The sequence below is a fragment of the Nocardia heshunensis genome (assembly GCF_054782115.1).
This window is the reverse complement of record NZ_BAAGTC010000005.1, coordinates 526,699-546,132: the sequence shown is the minus strand read 5'-3', so window position 1 is coordinate 546,132 and position 19,434 is coordinate 526,699. Positions and strand designations below refer to the sequence as shown.

At 68.5% G+C, this 19,434-nt stretch carries 17 protein-coding genes; 9 read left to right on the top strand and 8 right to left on the bottom strand.

The features are described 5' to 3' along the window. Nucleotides 1-17: 17 nt before the first annotated feature. Together ACYVN4_RS21330 and ACYVN4_RS21325 are read right to left on the bottom strand one after the other, a co-directional pair. Nucleotides 18-980 (bottom strand): alpha/beta hydrolase, encoded by a 963-nt coding sequence (locus tag ACYVN4_RS21330; protein ID WP_460723706.1) that lies wholly within the window; start codon nt 978-980, stop codon nt 18-20. Between the two features lie 131 nt (nt 981-1,111). Continuing rightward, nucleotides 1,112-1,753, bottom strand: coding sequence for a TetR/AcrR family transcriptional regulator (locus ACYVN4_RS21325; RefSeq protein ID WP_460723705.1), 642 nt, complete (start codon nt 1,751-1,753; stop codon nt 1,112-1,114). 78 nt (nt 1,754-1,831) lie between these two features. Between ACYVN4_RS21325 and ACYVN4_RS21320 the strand changes: the two genes are divergently transcribed. Together ACYVN4_RS21320 and ACYVN4_RS21315 are read left to right on the top strand one after the other, a co-directional pair. Next, a complete protein-coding gene (locus ACYVN4_RS21320) occupies nt 1,832-2,848 on the top strand; it encodes a GlxA family transcriptional regulator (RefSeq protein WP_460723704.1) in 1,017 nt (338 codons plus the stop codon). A gap of 102 nt (nt 2,849-2,950) precedes the next feature. Continuing rightward, a complete protein-coding gene (locus ACYVN4_RS21315) occupies nt 2,951-3,664 on the top strand; it encodes an alpha/beta hydrolase (protein ID WP_460723703.1) in 714 nt (237 codons plus the stop codon). 12 nt (nt 3,665-3,676) lie between these two features. On the opposite strand, the gene ACYVN4_RS21310 is transcribed toward ACYVN4_RS21315, so the two are convergent. The 6 genes from ACYVN4_RS21310 to ACYVN4_RS21285 all read right to left on the bottom strand — a co-directional run bounded on the left by ACYVN4_RS21310 (nt 3,677) and on the right by ACYVN4_RS21285 (nt 10,476). Next, complete coding sequence (locus ACYVN4_RS21310; protein ID WP_460723702.1) at nt 3,677-4,144, bottom strand: nuclear transport factor 2 family protein; 468 nt, start codon at nt 4,142-4,144, stop codon at nt 3,677-3,679. A gap of 106 nt (nt 4,145-4,250) precedes the next feature. After that, on the bottom strand, nt 4,251-4,877 hold the full coding sequence (locus tag ACYVN4_RS21305; RefSeq protein ID WP_460723701.1) for a TetR/AcrR family transcriptional regulator: 627 nt from the start codon (nt 4,875-4,877) through the stop codon (nt 4,251-4,253). Nucleotides 4,878-4,947: 70 nt separating this feature from the next. Next, nucleotides 4,948-5,643, bottom strand: coding sequence for an alpha/beta fold hydrolase (locus ACYVN4_RS21300; protein WP_460723700.1), 696 nt, complete (start codon nt 5,641-5,643; stop codon nt 4,948-4,950). Between the two features lie 120 nt (nt 5,644-5,763). Next, nucleotides 5,764-7,179: a phytoene desaturase family protein gene (locus ACYVN4_RS21295; RefSeq protein ID WP_460723699.1), complete on the bottom strand. Its 1,416-nt coding sequence runs from the start codon at nt 7,177-7,179 to the stop codon at nt 5,764-5,766. Next, on the bottom strand, nt 7,176-8,972 hold the full coding sequence (locus ACYVN4_RS21290) for a DUF3556 domain-containing protein (RefSeq protein ID WP_460723698.1): 1,797 nt from the start codon (nt 8,970-8,972) through the stop codon (nt 7,176-7,178). The genes ACYVN4_RS21295 and ACYVN4_RS21290 overlap by 4 nt, the downstream gene beginning before the upstream one ends. Before the next feature lie 34 nt (nt 8,973-9,006). Beyond that, nucleotides 9,007-10,476, bottom strand: coding sequence for a class I adenylate-forming enzyme family protein (locus ACYVN4_RS21285; RefSeq protein WP_460723697.1), 1,470 nt, complete (start codon nt 10,474-10,476; stop codon nt 9,007-9,009). Between the two features lie 160 nt (nt 10,477-10,636). On the opposite strand from ACYVN4_RS21285, the gene ACYVN4_RS21280 reads away from it, so the two are divergent. The 7 genes from ACYVN4_RS21280 (at nt 10,637) to ACYVN4_RS21250 (ending at nt 19,433) form a co-directional block, all read left to right on the top strand. Continuing rightward, nucleotides 10,637-11,905: a PucR family transcriptional regulator gene (locus ACYVN4_RS21280; RefSeq protein ID WP_460723696.1), complete on the top strand. Its 1,269-nt coding sequence runs from the start codon at nt 10,637-10,639 to the stop codon at nt 11,903-11,905. 81 nt (nt 11,906-11,986) lie between these two features. After that, nucleotides 11,987-13,165, top strand: a complete 1,179-nt coding sequence (locus tag ACYVN4_RS21275; RefSeq protein ID WP_460723695.1) for a PucR family transcriptional regulator — start codon at nt 11,987-11,989, stop codon at nt 13,163-13,165. Between the two features lie 126 nt (nt 13,166-13,291). Further along, on the top strand, nt 13,292-14,983 hold the full coding sequence (locus tag ACYVN4_RS21270) for a PHA/PHB synthase family protein (protein ID WP_460723694.1): 1,692 nt from the start codon (nt 13,292-13,294) through the stop codon (nt 14,981-14,983). Nucleotides 14,984-15,006: 23 nt separating this feature from the next. Then, nucleotides 15,007-15,459 (top strand): MaoC family dehydratase, encoded by a 453-nt coding sequence (locus ACYVN4_RS21265; protein WP_460723693.1) that lies wholly within the window; start codon nt 15,007-15,009, stop codon nt 15,457-15,459. 8 nt (nt 15,460-15,467) lie between these two features. Further along, nucleotides 15,468-16,274 carry an alpha/beta fold hydrolase gene (locus tag ACYVN4_RS21260; protein ID WP_460724057.1) on the top strand — a complete coding sequence of 269 codons (807 nt, stop codon included), beginning with the start codon at nt 15,468-15,470 and terminating at the stop codon, nt 16,272-16,274. Nucleotides 16,275-16,296: 22 nt separating this feature from the next. After that, entirely contained in the window at nt 16,297-17,487 is a 1,191-nt protein-coding gene (locus tag ACYVN4_RS21255; protein WP_460723692.1) for an acyl-CoA dehydrogenase family protein, read from the top strand. Further along, complete coding sequence (locus ACYVN4_RS21250; RefSeq protein WP_460723691.1) at nt 17,487-19,433, top strand: acyl CoA:acetate/3-ketoacid CoA transferase; 1,947 nt, start codon at nt 17,487-17,489, stop codon at nt 19,431-19,433. The genes ACYVN4_RS21255 and ACYVN4_RS21250 overlap by 1 nt, the downstream gene beginning before the upstream one ends. The last annotated feature ends 1 nt before the right edge of the window (nt 19,434 follow it).

The following is a 19,434-nucleotide window of genomic DNA, read 5'->3' as shown; positions in this document are numbered from 1 at the left end:
GGTCGTGCAAACCTGGATCAGTCGTGCAGGGCCTGGGTCAGGACGCTGACCGCCTGCGCGACCGCGGCCTTGGCGGCGTTGGTGTCGTGCAGGGTGTTGAGCATGACGAAGTCGTGGACGATGCCGCCGTAGCGGACGGCGGTCACCTCGACACCGGCGGCACGCAGCTTGGCGGCGTACGCCTCGCCCTCGTCGCGCAGCACGTCGTTCTCGGCGGTGATGACCAGGGCGGGCGGCAGGCCGGTGAGCTGGTCGAGGGAGGCCCGCAGCGGCGACGCGGTGATCTGGGCGCGGTCGGCTTCAGCGGTGGTGTACTGATCCCAGAACCATTGCATGCCTTCGAGAGTCAGGAAGTAGCCGGTGGCGAATTTCCGGTAGGAGGGCGTGTCGAAGTTGGCGTCGGTGACCGGGTAGAACAGCACCTGCTGGCGGAAGCTCACGTCGCCGCGCTCCTTGGCCATGAAGGTCAGGGCGATGGCCATATTGCCGCCCACCGAGTCACCGGCAATGGCGATGCGGGTGGTGTCGAGGCCCTTCGATGCCCCGTCGGTGGTGACCCACTGGGCCACCCGGTAGGACTGCTCGTTGGCGACGGGGTAGTGCACGTCGGGGGAGCGGTCGTATTCGGGGAACACCACGGCCGCGTTCACGCCGACCGCGAGATCGCGCACCAGGCGGTCGTGGGTGTGCGCATCGCCGAAAACCCAGCCCGCGCCGTGGGTGTAGATGATCACCGGCAGTGTGCCGGTGGCGTCCTTGGGCTTGACGATACGCACCCGCACCTGCCCGGTCGGCCCGCCCTCGACGGTGATCCACTCCTCGTCGATCTCCGGCTTGAAGATCGGGGAGTCCTGCACGCCGTCGACGGTCTTGCGGCCCTCCTCCGGCGAAAGCTGGTACAGGAAGGGCGGTTCCGAGGTCGCGTCCACGAACGCCTGGGCGGCGGGTTCGAGGGAGATGTTGTGCGGGTTGCCTGCCATGTCGATGTCCCTATCGTCGCGTCGAAGCGCGCGGCACCCCGCACGCCCCCTCAGTCTTCGCGGCGACGACACCGGACGGCCCCGCCTCACCGGCCAGGAATCCCTGAATTCGGGACACGGCGGGCAATCGGCTAGCGCGCCCGCGTCTTTCGCGCCCCGGTCTCCCCGGCCCGGGCCCCGGTCTCCTCGGCCCAGGCCGCGGGCAGCGTGGCCAGCGAGATCTCGGCGATCTCGTGCAGGCGGGCGACGGGCACATCGAGGCGGCTGAGCTGGATGAGACCCTGCGAGACCAGGATGACGTGGGCGCTGAGCGCCGATACCGCCGCGAGTTCGTCCTCGCGCGCGCTCAGTCGCAGTCGTTCGGCCACACCGTCTTCCATGGCGGTCGTGGTCCGCGCGCCCAGTTCGGCGACCTCGGGTATGCGCGCGCCCAGGGCGGCCACGCTGTTGATCATGAGGCAGCCGCGCCGGTGCGGTTGCGCGGCGCAGTCGTCGATGATGGCCCGCAGCAGCGTGCGGACCGCCGCGTGGGCGGATCCCGGTGCGGCGAGCACGGTCTCGCGGACGAAGGCGGCGCGCTTGTCGCAGTAGCGGGCGAACGCGGCCAGGAACAGCCCGCGCTTGCTCCCGTACGCGGCATAGATGCTTCCGTTGCCGACGCCGGCGATCTGCGAGACGTCCTCCACCGACGTGTCGTCGAAGCCGTTGGACCAGAAACGCTCGATCGCGACGTCGAGCAGGTTCGATTCGTCGAACTGTCTCGGCCGTCCCATGGCGGCCACCGTACCAATCTACGTGCGACGATGCCCACAGGGCTTGTTCTGGAGGCGTGACTCCAGAATGATGGTGACATGTCCTCATTCGCGGCGACACCGCGCAGGCGTATCGGCTTCCTCCTCTTCGACGGTGTCAAGATGCTCGACTTCGTCGGCCCCGCCGAGGTTTTCGTGGAGGCCAATCAGACCGTCCCGGACTATGAGGTGGTGCTGCTCTCACCGGACGGGCGTGCCGTGCAGACCTCGATCGGCACCCGCATGGAGGTCAACGGTGCGGCGACCGATCCCGGCCGCTTCGACACCGTGGTGATCCCGGGCAGTGAGCTGCCGCCCGCCCGGTTCGTCACCGCCGAGGTGCTGGCCGCGGCCTGCTCGCTCTCGTCGCGGACCCGGCGTTTCGCGTCGATCTGCAGCGGCGCGTTCGTGGTGGCCGAACTCGGGCTGCTCGACGGCCGTCGCGCGACCACGCACTGGAAGTTCGTGCGCGAGCTGGCACACCGCTACCCGGGAATCGACGTCCGCCCCGACGCGATCTTCGTGCGGGACGGCAACCTCTACAGCTCGGCGGGCGTGGTCGCGGGCGTGGATCTGGCGCTGGCCCTGGTCGAGGAGGATCACGGGCCCGACGTGGCGCGGCGGGTGGCGCAGTCGCTGGTTGTCTATATGCAACGGGCAGGCGGGCAATCGCAGTTCTCGGCCTCGCTGTCGGGCCCGGCCCCGCGCAGCGCGCTGGTGCGCCGCGTGGTGGATTTGATCTGCGCAGACCCCGCCTACCCGCACACCGTGACGACGCTGGCCGCGCACGCGCAGGTCAGTCCACGTCATCTGACCCGCTTGTTCCGCACCGAGTTGGAACACTCACCCGCCGAATACCTGGGCTTCGTCCGCTTCACCACGGCCCGAGACCTGTTGCACGCCGGCCACTCCGTCACCGAAGCCGCCCTCGCCGCCGGCTACGGCAACAGCGAGGCACTCCGCCGCGCCTTCATCGCCCGCCTCGGCATCTCGCCCCGCAAGTACCAACAGCGCTTCCGCTCAACCGGTTCGATGACCGCCGTCCCCACCGACGACCCCCTGCCCGCAGTGTCCTGATCCGGCGGATTTCTGGCGCGCCGGGCGGGGCGGCCGACGCGTCGACGGTTCGAAACTCGAAGGGGCACCGGACCATCCGCGTGTCACGACGAGAGGAATCGCATGCCCACCCCGACGGTCATCCTGGTTCACGGCGCCTTCGCCGACGCCTCCAGTTGGTCCCCGGTGACCGAACGCCTGCTGGCCCAGGACATTCCGGTTCTGGTCCCGCCGGTCTACAACCGCAGCCTGGCCGCGGACGCGGCGGCGATTCGCGCCGTGGCCGAGGATGTGGAGGGCCCGGTGCTGCTCGCCGGTCATTCCTACGGCGGCGCGGTCATCACTGTGGCCGGGGTCGCCGACAATGTGATCGGCCTGGTCTACGTCTCCGGCTACGCGCTCGCGGAGGGGGAGAGCCTCGGGCAATTGCAGGGCGGCTTCCCGGATTCCGACCTGGCGGCTCATCTGGTCTACACCCCGTTTCCGGTCGAGGCCGCCGAACCGGGCACCGATGTCTCGGTCGAGATCGACGCCTTCCCGGCGGTTTTCGCCGCGGGCGTGGATCCGGTGCGCGCCCGGGTGTTCGCGGTCTCGCAGCGACCGCTGTCGGCCGCCGCGTTCGGCGAGCCCGCCTCGGCGGCCGCGTGGCGGACCAAGCCCGGCTGGGGGATCGTCTCGGCCGCCGACCGCACCATCAATCCGGAGGTGGAGCGCTTCGGGTATCAGCGGGCCGGGCTGCGGAAGGTGGTGGAACTGGACGCGCCGCACCTGGTGATGCAGACCCACCCCGAGGAGGTCGCGGCCGTCATCACCGGTGCGCTCGCGGAACTGTCCTGAGCGGAAGGGGATTCAGCCGACGGTGGCGGCGGAGGCGGCTACCGCGCCTGCGAAGTCGGGTTGGATGCCGAGTTGGGCGAGCATGACGCTGACGCCTACGTAGCAGTTGAATTCCTTGATTTTGCCGTTTTCGATGTACCAGAAGTCGGCGGTGGGGATGGAGAGTTTGCCGCCGGTGGGGTGGATGACTCCGGCCGGGGTTTGGAATGGGCCGGTGAAGGTGCCCTCGATGGTCAGTTCGATGGCTACGACGTTGCCTGCCACGTGGATTCGGTGCAGGTCGCGGTGGATGTCGGGGGCGAGTTGGCCCATGAAGACGACCAGGTCGCCCAGGTGTTCGCCGCGGTAGGACTCCCCGGCGACGACATTGTTGAATACGCCGTCCTCGGTGAACAGGTCGATGAAGCCCGGGACATCCAGGACGGGACCCTCGGCGGCACGGTAGGCGGCGCGGACGATGTCTTCGGCGTTGGCGGTCATGGTGGTCTCCTCAGAAAAATCAAACGATTGATTAAATAGTCTGCCGGACAAGGAATCATGTCAAGCGATCGTTTGAACTGTTTGCGGGAGAGGGGATTCCGACTGGTCAGTCGGCGTGGCCGTGGAAGGCTCCGGCCACCACGGGGACGAGCCGTCGTTCGATCTCCGCGTGGGGGTCCGTGGCGAGTTCGGTGCCGATCGGGGCGAGCGCGAGCCAGTTCAGAAGTCCGGCCGCGCAGCGGGTTCGGAAGATCAACTCCGGCTCGTCCACCTCGGGGAGATGGGTCGCAAGGACGCGCAGGATCTCGGCGCGGCTTCGATCGAACTTCGCGTCGAGCCGGTCCCAGCCGCGTGGCGGATCGATACCGGCGCGCGCCACCGTGCGCATGACAGTCAGGTCCGGGCCGCCGGCGGCCAGTGCGTGAATCATGGGACGGGCGAAGGCTGTGGCCAGATCCTGGAGTGTGGCAGTGGATTCCACGGCGGCGAGCTCCCTGATCTGGGCGTCCAGGTACCGTTCCAGGGCCAGTTCGATCGCCGCGTCGCAGAGTTGCTCGAGCGATCCGAAGTGGTACTTCACCGCCGCGACATTGGCCCCGGCATTCTCGGTGATCTCCCGCAGCGACACCCCCTGCTGTCCCCGGCGCGCGAGCAGCTCCAGCGCCGCCGTCAGCAGCCGCTCCCGCGTCCGCTGTCCGGCCTCTTTCCTGAGATCTGTCTTCTGCTCACGCACAGAGAAAGTCAAGCAGCCGTTTGAATTCCATGTCAAACGGTCGCCGGAAGGTGTTACCGCTGTTCGGAGGTCACGCCCCCTGCGACGATTTCGCGGCGGCCAGGATCACGTCGATGACCAAACCAGGTTGCGACAGCATGGGCACGTGGCTGCTCTCGGCCTCGTAGGTTTCGGCGTTCATGCGGTCGGCGCAGAAACGCTCCAGGTCGGGGTGCACGGTGCGGTCGTTCCTGGCGACGATGTAGAAGCTCGGCTTCGACCGCCAAGCGACACCCGGCACCTGCTGATCGAACAGGTCGACCGCGGGCACGCCCTGGGTGGCGTACACGAGCTGCTGTTCCTGCTCGGAGAGATCGCCCGCGAAGCATTCGATACCGTCGGGCCGCAACCAGATTCGCCCCTCGGCTACCTCGATGTGGCCGAAGACGTCCGTCGTCGGGAACTTGGCCTGCAGACTCTGCGAGGTCTCGTCAGCGTCCGGTGCGAGGGCGGCGATATAGACGAGCCCGGCAACCCGGTCGTCCATGCCCGCCGCCGTGATGACGGTGCCGCCGTAGGAGTGGCCGACGAGAATCGCCGGGGCGCTGACGCGACCGAGCGCCCGCTTCACCGCGGCGACATCGCCTTCCAGCGTGTCGAGACTGTTCTGGGTGGACACCACCTCGTGCCCCTGCGCCCGCAGTGCGGGAATCACCTTGCCGAAACACGAGCCGTCGGCCCACAGCCCATGGGCGAAGACGATGCTCGGTGTGGTCGATGTCGTCATGTCGTCATCGTCCTCCCGCGCGCCGTACCGGATCTCCCTTTTGTGAGCTCGTGGCACTGTAAGTCATTGACCGGCAGGTGATTTAGATCTTGAAACCCTGCGGAACAGCGGGGGCCGGGCTCAGCGGGCGAGACGGTCGAGGGCCAGCTGTGCGGCGTTGGCTCCGCACATTCCGTGCGCGCCCGGACCCGGCGGGGTCGCGGCCGAACAGAGGTACATCCCCGGTATCCCGGTGGCATAGGGGGACAGGGTGATTCGGGGGCCGAAGACGAGTTGGCGGATGTCTTTGGCGCCGGTCATGATGTCGCCGCCGGTGAAATTGGGGTTGTGAGAGGCCAATTCGGTGGTGGTGCGGACCGTGTGGCCGACGATGCGGTCGCGGAATCCCGGTGCGAACTGCTCGATGCGGGCGATGATCGCCTCGGTGGCGTCGCCGGTGTAGCCGTGGGGGACGTGGGCGTAGGTCCAGACGGGGTGGACGTCGCCCACGGACCGCTGGGGGTCGGCCAGGTATTGCTGGCCGACCAAGACGAACGGACGATCAGGGAGGCGGCCCGCGTGGATGGCGCGTTCGGCCGCGGCGACCTCCGCGTACGGGCCGCCCAGGTGCACGGTGCCCGCGCGCCGGGCATCGGGATTGGTCCAGGGAACGCCCTCGGCCACCGCGAAATCGACCTTGAATGCACCCGGTCCGCGCCGGAAGTCGCGGTATGCCCGGGCAACTCGGGGTGGGAGGCGGTCGCCGAGGATGTCGGCGACCGCCTCGGGGGCGAGATCGAACAGGGTGACATCCGCGTCCGGCAGTTGGGTGGCGGTGGTGACCAGGACGTCGGTTTCGATCTTGCCGCCGAGATCGGTCAGCAGGGCCGCCAGGGCCCGCGTGATCGACTGCGAGCCGCCCGCCGCCACCGGCCACCCGTACCGATGTCCGGCCGTGAGGATGCCCATCCCGATCGCCGAGGTCATCGGCAGGTGCAGCGGCCGGAAGGCGTGGGCCGCAACCCCACCGAACAGGGCACGGGCTTGTTCGGTGCGGAAGACGCGGGCCAGCGTCGACGCAGGCAGCGGGGTGGGTGCGCCGAAGCGGGCCAGCGTCAACGGATGCCGGGGCAGCCGCAGTAGTGGGCGCAGGATGTCCTCGGCCAGTGCGTCATAGCGGGCGGACGGCTGGTCGAACAGGGCCCGCCAGATGCGCCCGTCACGGCCGAGCCCGGCGGCCGTGTGCTCGACCGACCGGTGCAGCACCCCGGCCTGCCCGTCTTCGAGGGGGTGCACACAGTCGATCTCCGGTGTGCGCCACGACAATCCGTACTGCTCCAGCCCGAGCTCCGTCAGGAACGGCGAGCCCACGGCCATCGGATGCACCGCCGAGCACTGATCGTGCAGCAGGCCCGGCACAATGCCCTCCACGGTGCGGGTGCCGCCGCCGACCTCGTGATCGGCCTCCAGCACGGTGACCTGTACGCCCGCTCTGGCCAGGGCAACGGCGGCGGCGAGTCCATTGGGCCCGCCGCCCACGACGGTCGCGGTCGTCATGCCAGCGCTCCGTGGCCGTGGTCCTGCTCGTTCACGGTGGTCGCCGCGGTCCAGGTGACCTGCAACGGGATCGGGCCGTTGGGCAGCCAGGGCTGTTCGGCCACGGCATCGGCCACCACCCACGTGCCACGCTCGATCACGCCCAGCGCGGCGTCGATGACCTGATAGTGCTGCACCGGACTGCCCCACGCCTGCGACTCGACCCAGACCACCACGGCCTCACCGGGTTCGAAGCGGGCCTCGCGCTGCACGGCGGCGATGAAGTCGGCATTGTGCAGGTGGCCGTCGCCGAAGTTGAAGCCGATCAGCGAATTGCAGAGGAACTCGCCCTCGCGCACGGTGCGGGAGTCGATGTCGGGCAGGTTCTTCAGCAGCACCGAGAACAGCCCGCGGCCCTGACTGTGCATGGTGCGCCAGGCGGTGACCTGCTGCATGGTCACCTCGGCCCACTCGGGTTCGTAACCGAACTCGACGAACTGGTCGACTTGATTGCGCGCGGTACGGGTCACCCGATCCAGTTTGCCCTCCGCCCCGGGAGTGAAGGCCCACACCGCCGACGCCCAGTTCCCCGCGTACTGGCGCATGGACGGCAGGAACGACACCTTGTCGGGCCGGAAGTTGCCGAGAATCGGGAAGAACAGCAGCCCGGCGATCAGCGCGATGGCCAGCCACGGCGAGGACAGGTCGAAGACGCTGTAACCGTGTTGATTCGGGAAGCCCAGGAACAGGAAGATCGAGGCGTAGGCGAACAGCACGTTCCATTCCAGCGGCACCGCCAGCGGGAATGTCGACACGATGAACAGGTGGAACACCACCATGACTGCCACGGCCGCCACCGTGAGCCAGTGGTTGCGCGAGAACAGCAGGGTCAGCGGCACGATGATCTCGACGGTGGTGCCGCCCGCGTGCGCCATCAGGTCCGCGATCCGCGACGGCCGCAGATCGCGCGGGAAGTCGCGGTAGTGGGCGCGCTTGATCCAGGCGAACGGCACCGACGGGCTGTTGCTCACCATGGGCGGTACGACCAGCGCGAAATGTTTGCCGAACTTGGAGACTCCCGCGCCGACCCACACCACGACGATCAGCAGTTTGAGCGCGATGATCATGTCGACGAACGGCAGCACGGCGAAGAAGAACAGCGCGGGCAGATACTGCTCGCCGCGAGCGGCGAGGAAGATCGTCTTGTCCCGCAGGCCGTTCAGGATCAACAGCACGATCGGCGCGATCAGCAGTGCCGGGTTCACGAGTCCGGAAGTGTTGCCGGGCAGGGCCGTCGAGAGCGAAGCACTGTGCACGCCGGGCGCGAACAAGGCGACGGCCACGGTGATCAGCAGTGCCACATACATTCCGATGTCGAACCAATCGCGGCGATCCCCGCTCGTGAACGGCACCCACTTCCACGGCCGCAGCCGGATCGTGCGCGGGCGCGCCCAAAACAGGATGCCGCCGGTCATCGGCTTCACCTTGCCCGCCAACGGCCCCCACGATCCGGCGATGCCGATGCTCTCGAGCAGCACGGTCCACAGAATCGCCTTTTGATAGACGATGGGCTGATTCCACCACTGGCTCACGTGCCAGAACGCGGGCAGGTGTGAGGTAGTGGTCGCGACGATCACGCCGCCGAGGGCGTACAGCACGATCAGTTTGAGAATGTAGATCGTGTGCACCATGCGCGGTGAGCCGAAGCCGTGCTCGACCCAGTTGACCGCGAGGATCCGCATGCGCTCCATGAGCGGCAGGCGCAGGAAGTTCTCGGGTTCGAGGGCGGGCAGATCGGGGGTGGTGAAGCCCATGACAGTTCTCCTGACTGATGAATAGGGTTGGGGTTCAGCGGGTTCGGGCGTCGAGGCGGCGCAACGCGGGTTTGTCGATCTTTCCGACGGGGTTCTTGGGCAGCTGGTCGAGAATCCGAATCGACACCGGCAGTTTGTATTTCGCCAATCCCGCGCGGGCGTGCTCGCGAATGGCGTCGGTGTCCAGCGCCGCACCGGCCGCGAGGGCGACGAACAGGATCGGCTGCTCGCCGTAGACGGGATCGGGGCGGCCGACGACGGCGGCCTCGGCGATCTCGGGCAGCCGGTAGACGACGGTCTCGATCTCCTTGGGATAGATGTTCTCGCCGCCGCGAATGATCATGTCCTTGGCCCGATCCACCAGGGTGAGGTAGCCGTCGGCGTCCAAGCGGCCGATATCGCCGGTGTGCAGCCAGCCGTCGACCACGGTGGCCGCGGTGGCCTCGGGACGATTCAGATAGCCGCGCATGACATTCGGGCCGGAGATCAGCACCTCGCCGCTCTCCCCGGTGGGCGCGTCGGAGCCGTCGGCGGTCAGGATCCGCAGCTGCTGGCCTCGCATCGGTACGCCGACCGTTCCAGGCTTCCATTGTCCGGCAATCGGATTGATGGTGCAGGCGCAGGTGCACTCGGACAGGCCGTAGCCCTCGATGAGCGGAAACCCGTAGCGGGCTTCGAATTTCGCCAGCAGTTCCACGCTGGCCGGTGCGGCACCGCAGATGCCGAAGCGGACCGCGGAGGTGTCCGGGCGCACGTCCGCGGGCAAGTCGGCCAGCATCGTGTAGATGGTGGGGACCGCGGAAAAGTAGGTGGCGCGGGACTTCTCGATCCGGCCGAAGAATCCGGCCGCGTCGAAACGGCCCGCCACGGTGGTGCGCCCGCCCGCCAGCAGCGGCGACAGCACACCGACCACGATGCCGTTGACGTGGAACAGCGGCAGGATCAGCAGACTGTGGTCGGCGGCCGTGAGTTCGAGCGCGTCGATCACCATGCCGGACATGGCCAGCAGATTCGCGTGATCGAGCATGACGCCCTTGGGTTGGCCGGTGGTGCCGCTGGTGTAGATGAGCAGCGCCAGGGCGTCCATGTCGGACGGGACCGAGTCGTCGACAGGGACCGCCGCCTCGATCGGCGCGGTGTGCAACTCGTCCACGGGCAGCACGGTGTGCGCTGGACTGTCGAAGACGCGATCGGCGATCAGGACTTTCGCGCCCGCGTCGGTCAGCTGGAAGGTGATCTCATCGGTGGTCAGCGCCGGGTTCACCGGCGTCACCGCCGCGCCCAGCCGCCACGCGGCGAACAGCGACACCACCAGATCCGCGGTATTGGGCAGCATCACTGCCACCACATCGCCGGACCCGATGCCGTGGGCGCTCAGGATGGTCGCGGCCCGGCGCACCGCGGCGCGGAAGCCGGTGTTGGTCAGCTCGACACGGTCGTCGGCGAGGGCGGGGGAATCCGGGTCGGCGGCGGCGCGGCGGTCCGGTAACGAGGCGAGATGCATGGGGAGTCCTTGCCGGGATGGAAAAGCGATGGCGACCACGGTAGGAATCGGCGGCCCGCCTGCCACCGTCGTCCGTGCACGAAGTTCGGGACGAGCGTTGTCGCCGGAAGACAAAGCCCAATCGCCTGCCGCCGCCCGCACGCGGAACTACCGTGGGGGAGTGACGGTTGCGCGGCGCGACGGCGAAGTCGCGGTGGGCCGCTATGTGGAGGCGATCGCCACCCGGATGAATGCCAGGGTGACGCAGTTGAGCGCGGCCATCCGCCTCGCCCTCGAGGACGACATCGCCGATCTGCGCGGTGACGCCAGGACCGCCGAGCTACTCGGGGCCAGCGTCGAAGGCAATGTCGACACCTTGCTGCACGCGCTGCGCCACGACATCCCCGTCGACCGCATCCAGGCCCCGCCCGCCGCCGTCGAATACGCCAGACGCCTTGCCCAGCAAGGAATTCCGGCCAATGCCCTGGTCCGTGCCTACCGGCTCGGGCAGCGCCGCCTCACCGAAATGGTGTTCGACGAATTACGCGCCATGCAGATCCCCGCCGACCAGCGCATCACCGCGATCGAACGCATCACCGCCATCCTGTTCGAGTACATCGACCGCATCACCGAACAGGTCGTCACCGTCTACGACGACGAACGCGAACGCTGGCTCGAAACCCGCAACAGCCTGCGCGCCCTGCGCGTGCGCGACCTGCTCACCACCCGCAAACCCGTCGACCCCGACACCGCCTCCACCACCATCAGCTACCCCCTACGCTGGCACCACATCGCCCTCATCCTCTGGTTCCCCGACACCGAAGACGACCAGATCCCCCGCCTCCAACAGTTCGTCCGCGAACTAGCCGACCACCTCGCCACCGACGCCGCCCCCCTCTTCATCGCCGCCGACCCAACCTGCGCCTGGGCCTGGCTCCCCTACCGCGCCACCCCACCCGACCCTGCCCCCTACCTGCGGTCCGCGCCATCCACCGTCGGCATCGCGATCGGCCCGGCCGGGTCGGGGGTTGCGGGGTTTCGGGGGTCGCATCGGCAGGCCGAGCGGGCGCAGGCGGTGGCGCGGGCGCGGGGTGCGGCGAATCCGATTGTGGCCGCGTCGGATCCGGGGCTGGCGACGGCGGCGCTGCTGGGCGAGAACCTCGACGAGACGCGGGCGTGGGTGCAGGAAGTGCTCGGGGAGCTGGCGCGCGACAGCGAGAACGACGAGCGGTTGCGGGAGACGTTGCGAGTGTTTCTGCGGGCCGGGTCGAGTTTCAAGGCGGCGGCGGGGGAGTTGGATCTGCACTTCAACTCGGTGAAGTATCGGGTGGGGCGGGCCATCGCGCGGCGCGGCCGAGCGATCACCGAGGATCGGCTCGACGTGGAACTGGCCCTGCTGGTCTGTCATTGGTACGGCCCGGCGGTGCTGCGGACCGACCCCAAACCTTGACCGGCGCGGAGACAATGCCCGTCGGGTTCTTCGTCTCCGCGAGACAATGGCAAGCCCTCGGCCGCGGCCTACCTTTTCGCCATGAACACCGGCGGACCAGTACAGCAGATCGCCACGGCGGCCCGGGCGCTGGCCGAGCGCGCCGACCAACTGGCGGTGGAGTTGAGTCGGGCCATCGCGAAAGAGGTTGTGCTCTACGGGAGTTCGGCCCCGGTCGGATTCGACACGGTGGTAGCCGCCGTAGCCGACCACCTGGGCGCGCTGCTGGCGGGACTGGCGACCGGCGCGGAATTCGACACCGCGCCCGCGACCGCCGTCGGCGTCGAACGCGCCCGCGATGACATCCCCCTCGCCGCCGTCCTGGAGGCGTATCGCGTCGGCTTCCACCGCTTCTGGGAGGCTCTGCTCGGCGCGGCGGAGCCCGCCGACGCCGCCGTGACGCAGGCGCTGACCGCGACCGTCCTCACCGCGCAGGGCCTCTACATCGACGCCATGGCCACCGGGTACCGCGACGAGCGCACCCGCCGCCTGCGCCGCGATCACGCCGCCCACGACACCGTCATGGACGCACTGCTGCACGGCGGTCTGCTCGACCGGTGGAGCGTCTGGGAACTCGCCGACCAGCTGCGCCTGCCGGTCACCGGCCCGTTCGTGGTCGTCGCCGCGCAAGCACCCGCCCTCGGCGCCGAGGCGCTGCCGGAGATCGCACCCAAACTGCGCAGCCTGGACGTCTTCTCGGCCTGGTGGCGACTGCCGGAACTCGGCATCGGCCTGCTGAGCTTCCGCACCGACGCACAACTGACCACTGTGCTCGCCCTGCTCGCGCGCACCGCGACCGCGCGGGCCGGGGTGAGCCCCCGCTTCGACGATCTCCGCGACACCGCCCAGGCGCTGCGCTACGCCCGCGTCGCCCTGCGCGGCCGCGCGGAACCGGGTGAACTCGTCTCGGTCTTCGACAGCTCGATACTCGGCAGCGCCGCCGTGAGCGCACCCGAAGTGACCACCAGACTCGTTGCGCCGCTGTTCGATTCCTTCGACGAGCTGGCCGCGGAGGAGCGGGAGGTGCTGTTCGAGACCTTCCGCGTCTGGGTCGCCAACGACGGATCCCTGCGCGCCACCGGCGAACTGCTGTTCTGCCACCCCAATACGGTCCGCTACCGGTTGCACCGCATCGAGGAGCGCACCGGGCGATCGCTGTCGCGGCCACGGGATCTGGCCGAACTGTGCTTCGCCTTCGAGGTGCACCGGCGGCTGCTGTGAACGCTGTCGCGGCGTACACCGTCGCGGCAATGACATTGTCCGCCACCACATCGACTCCGATCTCGGCGGGCCCAACCATGGAGATCGGCGGCAGAAACCGATCCCGACCACAGGAGAAGTGAGCACATGGTGACCGATATCGACTACGCCGACGAACTGGCCGCCCCGCTGGATCTGCTGCTGACCAGTTCGGCCATCGGCATGGGACGCCGCATGCTGCCCAATAACTCGTGGAGCAGGCTCGGGGTCAACCTGGCCCGCCGCCCGGGAGTGGTCGGCAAGCGGGCTTCTGCGCTGGGACGGGAACTGGTCGATATCGCGCGTGGTCGTTCCGAGCGGGCACCGGCCAAGGCCGACAAGCGCTTCGCCGATCCCGCCTGGCAGAGCAATCCGCTGCTGAAACGCGCCATGCAGGCGTACCTGGCCGCCGGCGGCACCGCCGAAACCCTGTTGTCGGATGCCGATCTCGACTGGCGCGACGAAGTGTGGATGCGGTTCGTCGTCGACAATGCGATCGAAGCGCTCGCACCCAGCAACAACCCGCTGCTCAGCCCGCTGGGCTGGAAGGCGCTCATCGACACCGGCGGCCTGAGCGCGGTGCGCGGGCTGCGGCACTTCCTGGGCGACATGGCCGCCGCACCACGCATCCCCGCCATGGTGGAGTCGGACGCCTTCACCGTCGGCGAGAACGTCGCCGTCACACCGGGATCGGTGGTGTTGCGCACCGACGCGTTCGAGCTCATCCAGTACACGCCGGTGACCGAGCGGGTGCGGACGGTGCCGCTGCTCATGGTGCCGCCGGTGATCAACAAGTTCTATGTCATGGACATCGCGCCGGGCCGCAGCATGATCGAGTACTTCCTGTCGCAGGGTCAGCAGGTGTTCGCCATCTCCTGGCGCAATCCGGCCGCCGCGCAACGGGACTGGGGCTTCGACAGCTACGGACAGGCGATCCTCGACGCGCTCGCCGCGGTGGAGCGCATCACCGGCAGCGACCGCACGCACCTGCAAGCCTCCTGCTCCGGCGGGATCCTCGCGGCCATGACCGCCGCGCATCTCGCCGAGATCGGCCAGCAGGACCGGCTGGCGAGCCTGACGCTCATGGTGACCGTGCTGGACCAGTCGCACGCGGGCTTCGCCGCGGCCGCGCTCGACGAGGAGACCGCGCACCTGGCCATCGCCATGTCCGCGCGCAAGGGCTACCTCGACGGTGCGTCGCTGGCGGAGATGTTCGCCTGGCTGCGGCCCACAGATCTGGTGTGGCGCTACTGGATCAACAACTATCTGCAGGGCCGCGAGCCGGCCCCGTTCGACGTGCTGTTCTGGAACGCCGACACCACCCGCATGACCGCCGCCCTGCATCGCGACATGGTGCTGCTGGGCCTGCACAACGCGCTCACCGTCCCGAACTCGGTGCACATGCTCGGCACCCCCGTCGACCTGTCGAAGGTGACCGTGGACAGCTATGTGGTCGCCGGACTGACCGACCACATCTCGCCGTGGCAGGCCTGCTATCGCAGCGCGCGGCTGCTGGGCAGCAAGGACCTGCGGTTCGTACTGTCCACCAGCGGGCACATCGCCGCCCTGGTCAATCCGCCGGGAAACCCCAAGGCCGCCTTCCGGACCGGCGTGACGGACGATGCCGACCCGGCCGCCTGGGTGGAATCGGCAGCGCCGCAGCGGGGTTCGTGGTGGACCGATTTCACCGACTGGCTCGCCGATCGCAGCGGCCCGCAGCGCGACGCCCCGGCCACCCTCGGCTCCGTCGACCTGCCGCCCCTGGAAGCCGCGCCCGGGCAGTACGTGCGCACCCACTGAGGCATGACGCTGAAAGGACAACCATGACAACCCGACTCGACTCACCCGCCGACCTGATCGGCCTGACCGGGCGGCAGCTCGGCGCGACCGACTGGATCGAGATCACCCAGGCCCAGGTGGACCAGTTCGCCGACGCCACCGGCGACCACCAATGGATCCACACCGATCCGCGACGGGCGGCCGCCGGACCCTTCGGCGGCACCATCGCACACGGCTACCTGACCCTCTCGCTCGCGCCGGTGGCCATCGCCGAGGCGCTAGAGATCCGTGAACTCACCGCCGCGCTCAACTACGGGCTGAACAAGGTGCGCTTCCCCGCACCGGTGCCCGTCGGCTCGAAGATCCGGGCGGTGGTGACGCTGAATGCCGCGCAGCAGAAGACCTCCGGGGTCGAGGCGGTCTTCGGGCTCACCTACGAGATCGACGGCGGCACCCGTCCGGCCTGCGTCGCCGACGTCGTGGTGCTGTATCCGTGAGCGCGCCGATGCCCGCCGACGGAGTCGAGCAGCGGCTGATACCCGTGCTGGGACAACAGATCCGGGTCACAGTGCGCTGGGGCAGCGGGGTGCCGCTGGTGCTGTGCAACGGGATCGGGGCCGCGTACGAGGTCTTCGACCCGTTGGTGGCCGCGCTCGACCCTGCCTCCACCGTGATCCGGTTCGACGTTCCCGGCACCGGCGGATCACCGGATTCGCCGCTGCCGTACGGGTTTCCGTACCTCGCGGCGGTGTTGCACGGCGTGCTGCGGAAGATCGGCGTGCGCGGGCAGGTCGACGTGCTCGGCCTGTCGTGGGGCGGGGCGCTGGCCCAGCAGTTCGCGTTCCAGTACCCGCGGCAATGCCGTCGACTGATCCTGGTGTCGACCGGGACCGGCGTGCTCATGGTCCCGGGACGGCCGCGGGCACTGCTGAAAATGCTGACCCCGCAACGGTTTCTCGACCATCGCTACGCCGCGCGCATCGCCGGTGAACTCTACGGCGGCAGTGTCCGCCGCGACGCCACCATCGTCGAGCAGCTCTTCGACCGGCAGCTGATGGCGGGCTCGCGCATCGGATATCTGCATCAACTACTGGCCGGATCGGTATGGACGAGCCTGTTCGCGCTGCCGCTCATCCGCCAGCGCACCCTCATCGTGGCCGGGACCGACGACCCGATCATCCCGGTCGTCAACGCGCGCATCATGACCCGGCTGCTGCCGCACGCGAGCCTGCACCTGCATGCGGGCGGGCACGTCGAACTCATCGTCGACGCCGCGGCGCTCGCGCCCGTGATCGAAACCTTCCGGAAATGAACCCTCGCACATGGAGTCCGCAATGGATCTACAGATCGGTGTCGCCGACGCTCTCGGAACCGACTATTTCTTCCTGAAGGAACGCCTCACCAGCGCCCAGGTCGATGTCCTTTTGCGCACCAGGGAATTCGTCGCCAAGGAAGTCCGCCCCGTCATCAACGACTACTGGGAGCGCGCCGAATTCCCGTTCCCGCTGGTCGAAAAGCTCAGCGAGGTCGGCATCATCGGCGACGGCATCGTCGGCTACGGCTGCCCGGACCTGGACCCCATCTCGGTGGGGCTCGCCTACATGGAACTCAGCCGCGGCGACGGCAGCATCGGCACCTTCGCCGGGGTGCAGGCCGGGCTGGCCATGCAATCCATCGCCCAATGCGGTTCCGAGGAACAGAAACAGCGGTGGCTGCCGGATATGGCGCGGCTGCACAAGATCGGGGCCTTCGCGCTCACCGAACCCGAACACGGCTCGGACTCCATCGGACTCGAGACCCGCGCCCGCCGCGACGGCGACAGCTACGTCATCGACGGCGCGAAGAAATGGATCGGCAACGGCAGCATCGCGGATGTGATCGTGGTGTGGGCCCGCGACACCGAGGACGGTCAGGTCAAAGGCTTCCTGGTCGAGAAGGGCACGCCCGGCTATCACGCGCAGGTCATCACCGGAAAGGGCGCGCTGCGGGCGGTGTGGCAGGCCGAGATCCAGCTCAGCGGGGTGCGGATTCCCGCCGAGAACAAGCTGCCCGGGGCGAATTCATTCAAGGACTGCGCCAAGGTGCTGGTCGGCACCCGCAGCGCCTGCGCCTGGATGGCGCTCGGGCACGGCATCGCCGGATTCGACACCGCCCTCACCTACGCGAAGCGGCGCACGCAATTCGGAAAACCCTTGGCGTCCTTCCAGATCGTGCAGGACCGCCTGGTGAAGATGCTCGCCGACGTCACCGCCATGCAGCTGTACTGCCTGCAGATCGGCGCTCTCGCCACCGAGGGCCGCCTGCAGCCGACGCTGGCCGGGCTGGCCAAGATGCACAATACGAGCACCGCGCGCACCGTCCTGCACACCGCGCGAGACCTGCTGGGCGGCAACGGTATTCTGCTCGACTTCCAGGTCATGCGACACATGGCCGACATCGAAGCGGTGCACACCTTCGAGGGCACCGAAACCATGCAGACCCTGATCGTGGGCCGCGACATCACCGGAATCGGAGCGTTCGCGTAATGCCCGGCCGGGACAAGGTCGTCACCGCCGCGGACGCGGTCCGGCTGCTGCGTGACGGCGACTCGATCGCCATCGGAGGCTTCGGGGGACAGTGTTTCCCCGAAGCACTCACCCTCGCCCTCGAGGCGCGCTTCCTCGCCACCGGGACACCGCGCGACCTCGGCATCATCTTCACGGTGGCGCAAGGGGATCGGCGGGGCCGCGGGCTGGATCGAATCTGCCATCCCGGACTGCTCTCCCGGGCCATCGGCGGGCACTGGGGGATGAGCCCCGGCATCCAGCGGCTGGCCGTGAGCAATCAGATCGCGGCCCACAACCTGCCGCAGGGGGTGCTCTCGCAGCTGTTCCGCGATACCGCCGCCGGAAAGCCCGGGCTGCTCACCCATGTCGGGCTCGGCACGTTCGTGGATCCGCGTTCGGGCGGTGGCAAGGTCAACGAGCGGACCACCGAGGAACTGGTCGAGCTGATCTCGATCGGCGGCCGGGAATACCTGTTCTACAAGGCATTACCGCTGGACGTGGCGCTGCTGCGCGGCACCACCGCCGACCCCGACGGCAATATCACCATGGAACGCGAGGCGCTCACCCTCGAGACCCTGGCCATGGCGACCGCCGCGCACAATGCGGGCGGACTGGTGATCGTGCAGGTGGAACGGCTCGCCGAGGCGGGCTCGCTCGGCCCCCGCGACGTGAAAATCCCCGGCGTACTGGTGGATTGCGTGGTCGTCGCCGACCCCGAGCAGCACTGGCAGACCTTCGGCACGCCGTACTCGGCCGCCTACAGCGGGGAACTGCGGCGGGTTCCGGTGCACAATCTCGCGCCGCTGCCACTCACCGACCGGAAGGTCATCGCCCGCCGCGCAGCCCTCGAACTGCGGGCCAACAGCGTGGTCAATCTGGGTGTCGGCATGCCGGAGGGCATTGCCGCCGTCGCCACCGAGGAACGCGTCGTCGACTACCTCACGCTGACCGCCGAACCCGGCGTGATCGGCGGAATGCCCGCCGGGGGAGCCGATTTCGGGGTGGCGGTCAACGCCCAGGCCGTGCTCGACCAGCCGTACCAGTTCGACTTCTACGACGGCGGAGGACTGGACGCCGCGTTCCTCGGCATGGCGCAATGCGATCGCGACGGCAACGTCAATGTCAGCAGGTTCGGGGCCAAGCTGGCGGGATCGGGTGGGTTCATCAACATCAGCCAGAACGCCAAACAGGTGTTCTTCCTGGGGACCTTCCTCGCGCCCAGCCGGACCACGGTGGCGGAGGGGCGGGTCGTCGTCGACCACGCGCCCGCCCTCGCGAAGTTCGTGGACGCGGTGGAACAACGGACCTTCAGCGGAGTTCAGGCCGTGCGTTCCGGGCAGCCGGTGCTGTACGTGACCGACCGGTGTGTCTTCCGCCTGACCGCCGACGGCCTGCTGCTCACGGAGGTCGCGCCCGGAATCGACATCGAGCGAGACATCCTCGCGCACATGCCGTTCAAGCCGCTCAGCGAGGGCGACCCGGCGCTCATGGACGCTCGGCTCTTCGCCCCGGAGCCGATGGGCCTGAAGGACCGGCTGCTGGCGGTCCCCATGCAGGCCCGCATGTCCTACGACGACCAGCGCAACATCTTCTTCCTGAACATGGAGGGGCTGGCACCCGCGACCCCGGAGGAGGTCGAAACCATCCGCGCGGCCATCGAATCCCGGCTGCTCCAGATCGGCCGGAAGATCAATCTCGTTGCCAACTACGACAACTTCACCCTCCCCGCCGACCTGCGCGACCTCTACGCCGAGTCCATCCGCGACTTCGCCGAACGGTTCTACCTGTCGGTGAGCCGCTACAGCACAAGTTCTTTCATGCGGCTCAAGCTGCGCGACCACCTCGCCGGGCGCGGCGTAGCCCCACACATCTACGAGAACCGCGCCGAAGCGCTGGCCCACCTTGGGAGTTCGGGGTCGGACTGAT

Excerpts from the sequence above, each read along its gene's own strand:
- ACYVN4_RS21265 (WP_460723693.1), top strand. The coding sequence starts at position 15,007 with ATGACAACCCGACTCGACTCACCCGCCGACCTGATCGGCCTGACCGGG.
- ACYVN4_RS21315 (WP_460723703.1), top strand. The coding sequence starts at position 2,951 with ATGCCCACCCCGACGGTCATCCTGGTTCACGGCGCCTTCGCCGACGCC.
- ACYVN4_RS21310 (WP_460723702.1), bottom strand. The coding sequence starts at position 4,144 with ATGACCGCCAACGCCGAAGACATCGTCCGCGCCGCCTACCGTGCCGCC.
- ACYVN4_RS21300 (WP_460723700.1), bottom strand. The coding sequence starts at position 5,643 with ATGACGACATCGACCACACCGAGCATCGTCTTCGCCCATGGGCTGTGG.
- ACYVN4_RS21255 (WP_460723692.1), top strand. The coding sequence starts at position 16,297 with ATGGATCTACAGATCGGTGTCGCCGACGCTCTCGGAACCGACTATTTC.
- ACYVN4_RS21325 (WP_460723705.1), bottom strand. The coding sequence starts at position 1,753 with ATGGGACGGCCGAGACAGTTCGACGAATCGAACCTGCTCGACGTCGCG.
- ACYVN4_RS21250 (WP_460723691.1), top strand. The coding sequence starts at position 17,487 with ATGCCCGGCCGGGACAAGGTCGTCACCGCCGCGGACGCGGTCCGGCTG.
- ACYVN4_RS21295 (WP_460723699.1), bottom strand. The coding sequence starts at position 7,179 with ATGACGACCGCGACCGTCGTGGGCGGCGGGCCCAATGGACTCGCCGCC.
- ACYVN4_RS21270 (WP_460723694.1), top strand. The coding sequence starts at position 13,292 with ATGGTGACCGATATCGACTACGCCGACGAACTGGCCGCCCCGCTGGAT.
- ACYVN4_RS21285 (WP_460723697.1), bottom strand. The coding sequence starts at position 10,476 with ATGCATCTCGCCTCGTTACCGGACCGCCGCGCCGCCGCCGACCCGGAT.
- ACYVN4_RS21290 (WP_460723698.1), bottom strand. The coding sequence starts at position 8,972 with ATGGGCTTCACCACCCCCGATCTGCCCGCCCTCGAACCCGAGAACTTC.
- ACYVN4_RS21275 (WP_460723695.1), top strand. The coding sequence starts at position 11,987 with ATGAACACCGGCGGACCAGTACAGCAGATCGCCACGGCGGCCCGGGCG.
- ACYVN4_RS21330 (WP_460723706.1), bottom strand. The coding sequence starts at position 980 with ATGGCAGGCAACCCGCACAACATCTCCCTCGAACCCGCCGCCCAGGCG.
- ACYVN4_RS21320 (WP_460723704.1), top strand. The coding sequence starts at position 1,832 with ATGTCCTCATTCGCGGCGACACCGCGCAGGCGTATCGGCTTCCTCCTC.
- ACYVN4_RS21260 (WP_460724057.1), top strand. The coding sequence starts at position 15,468 with ATGCCCGCCGACGGAGTCGAGCAGCGGCTGATACCCGTGCTGGGACAA.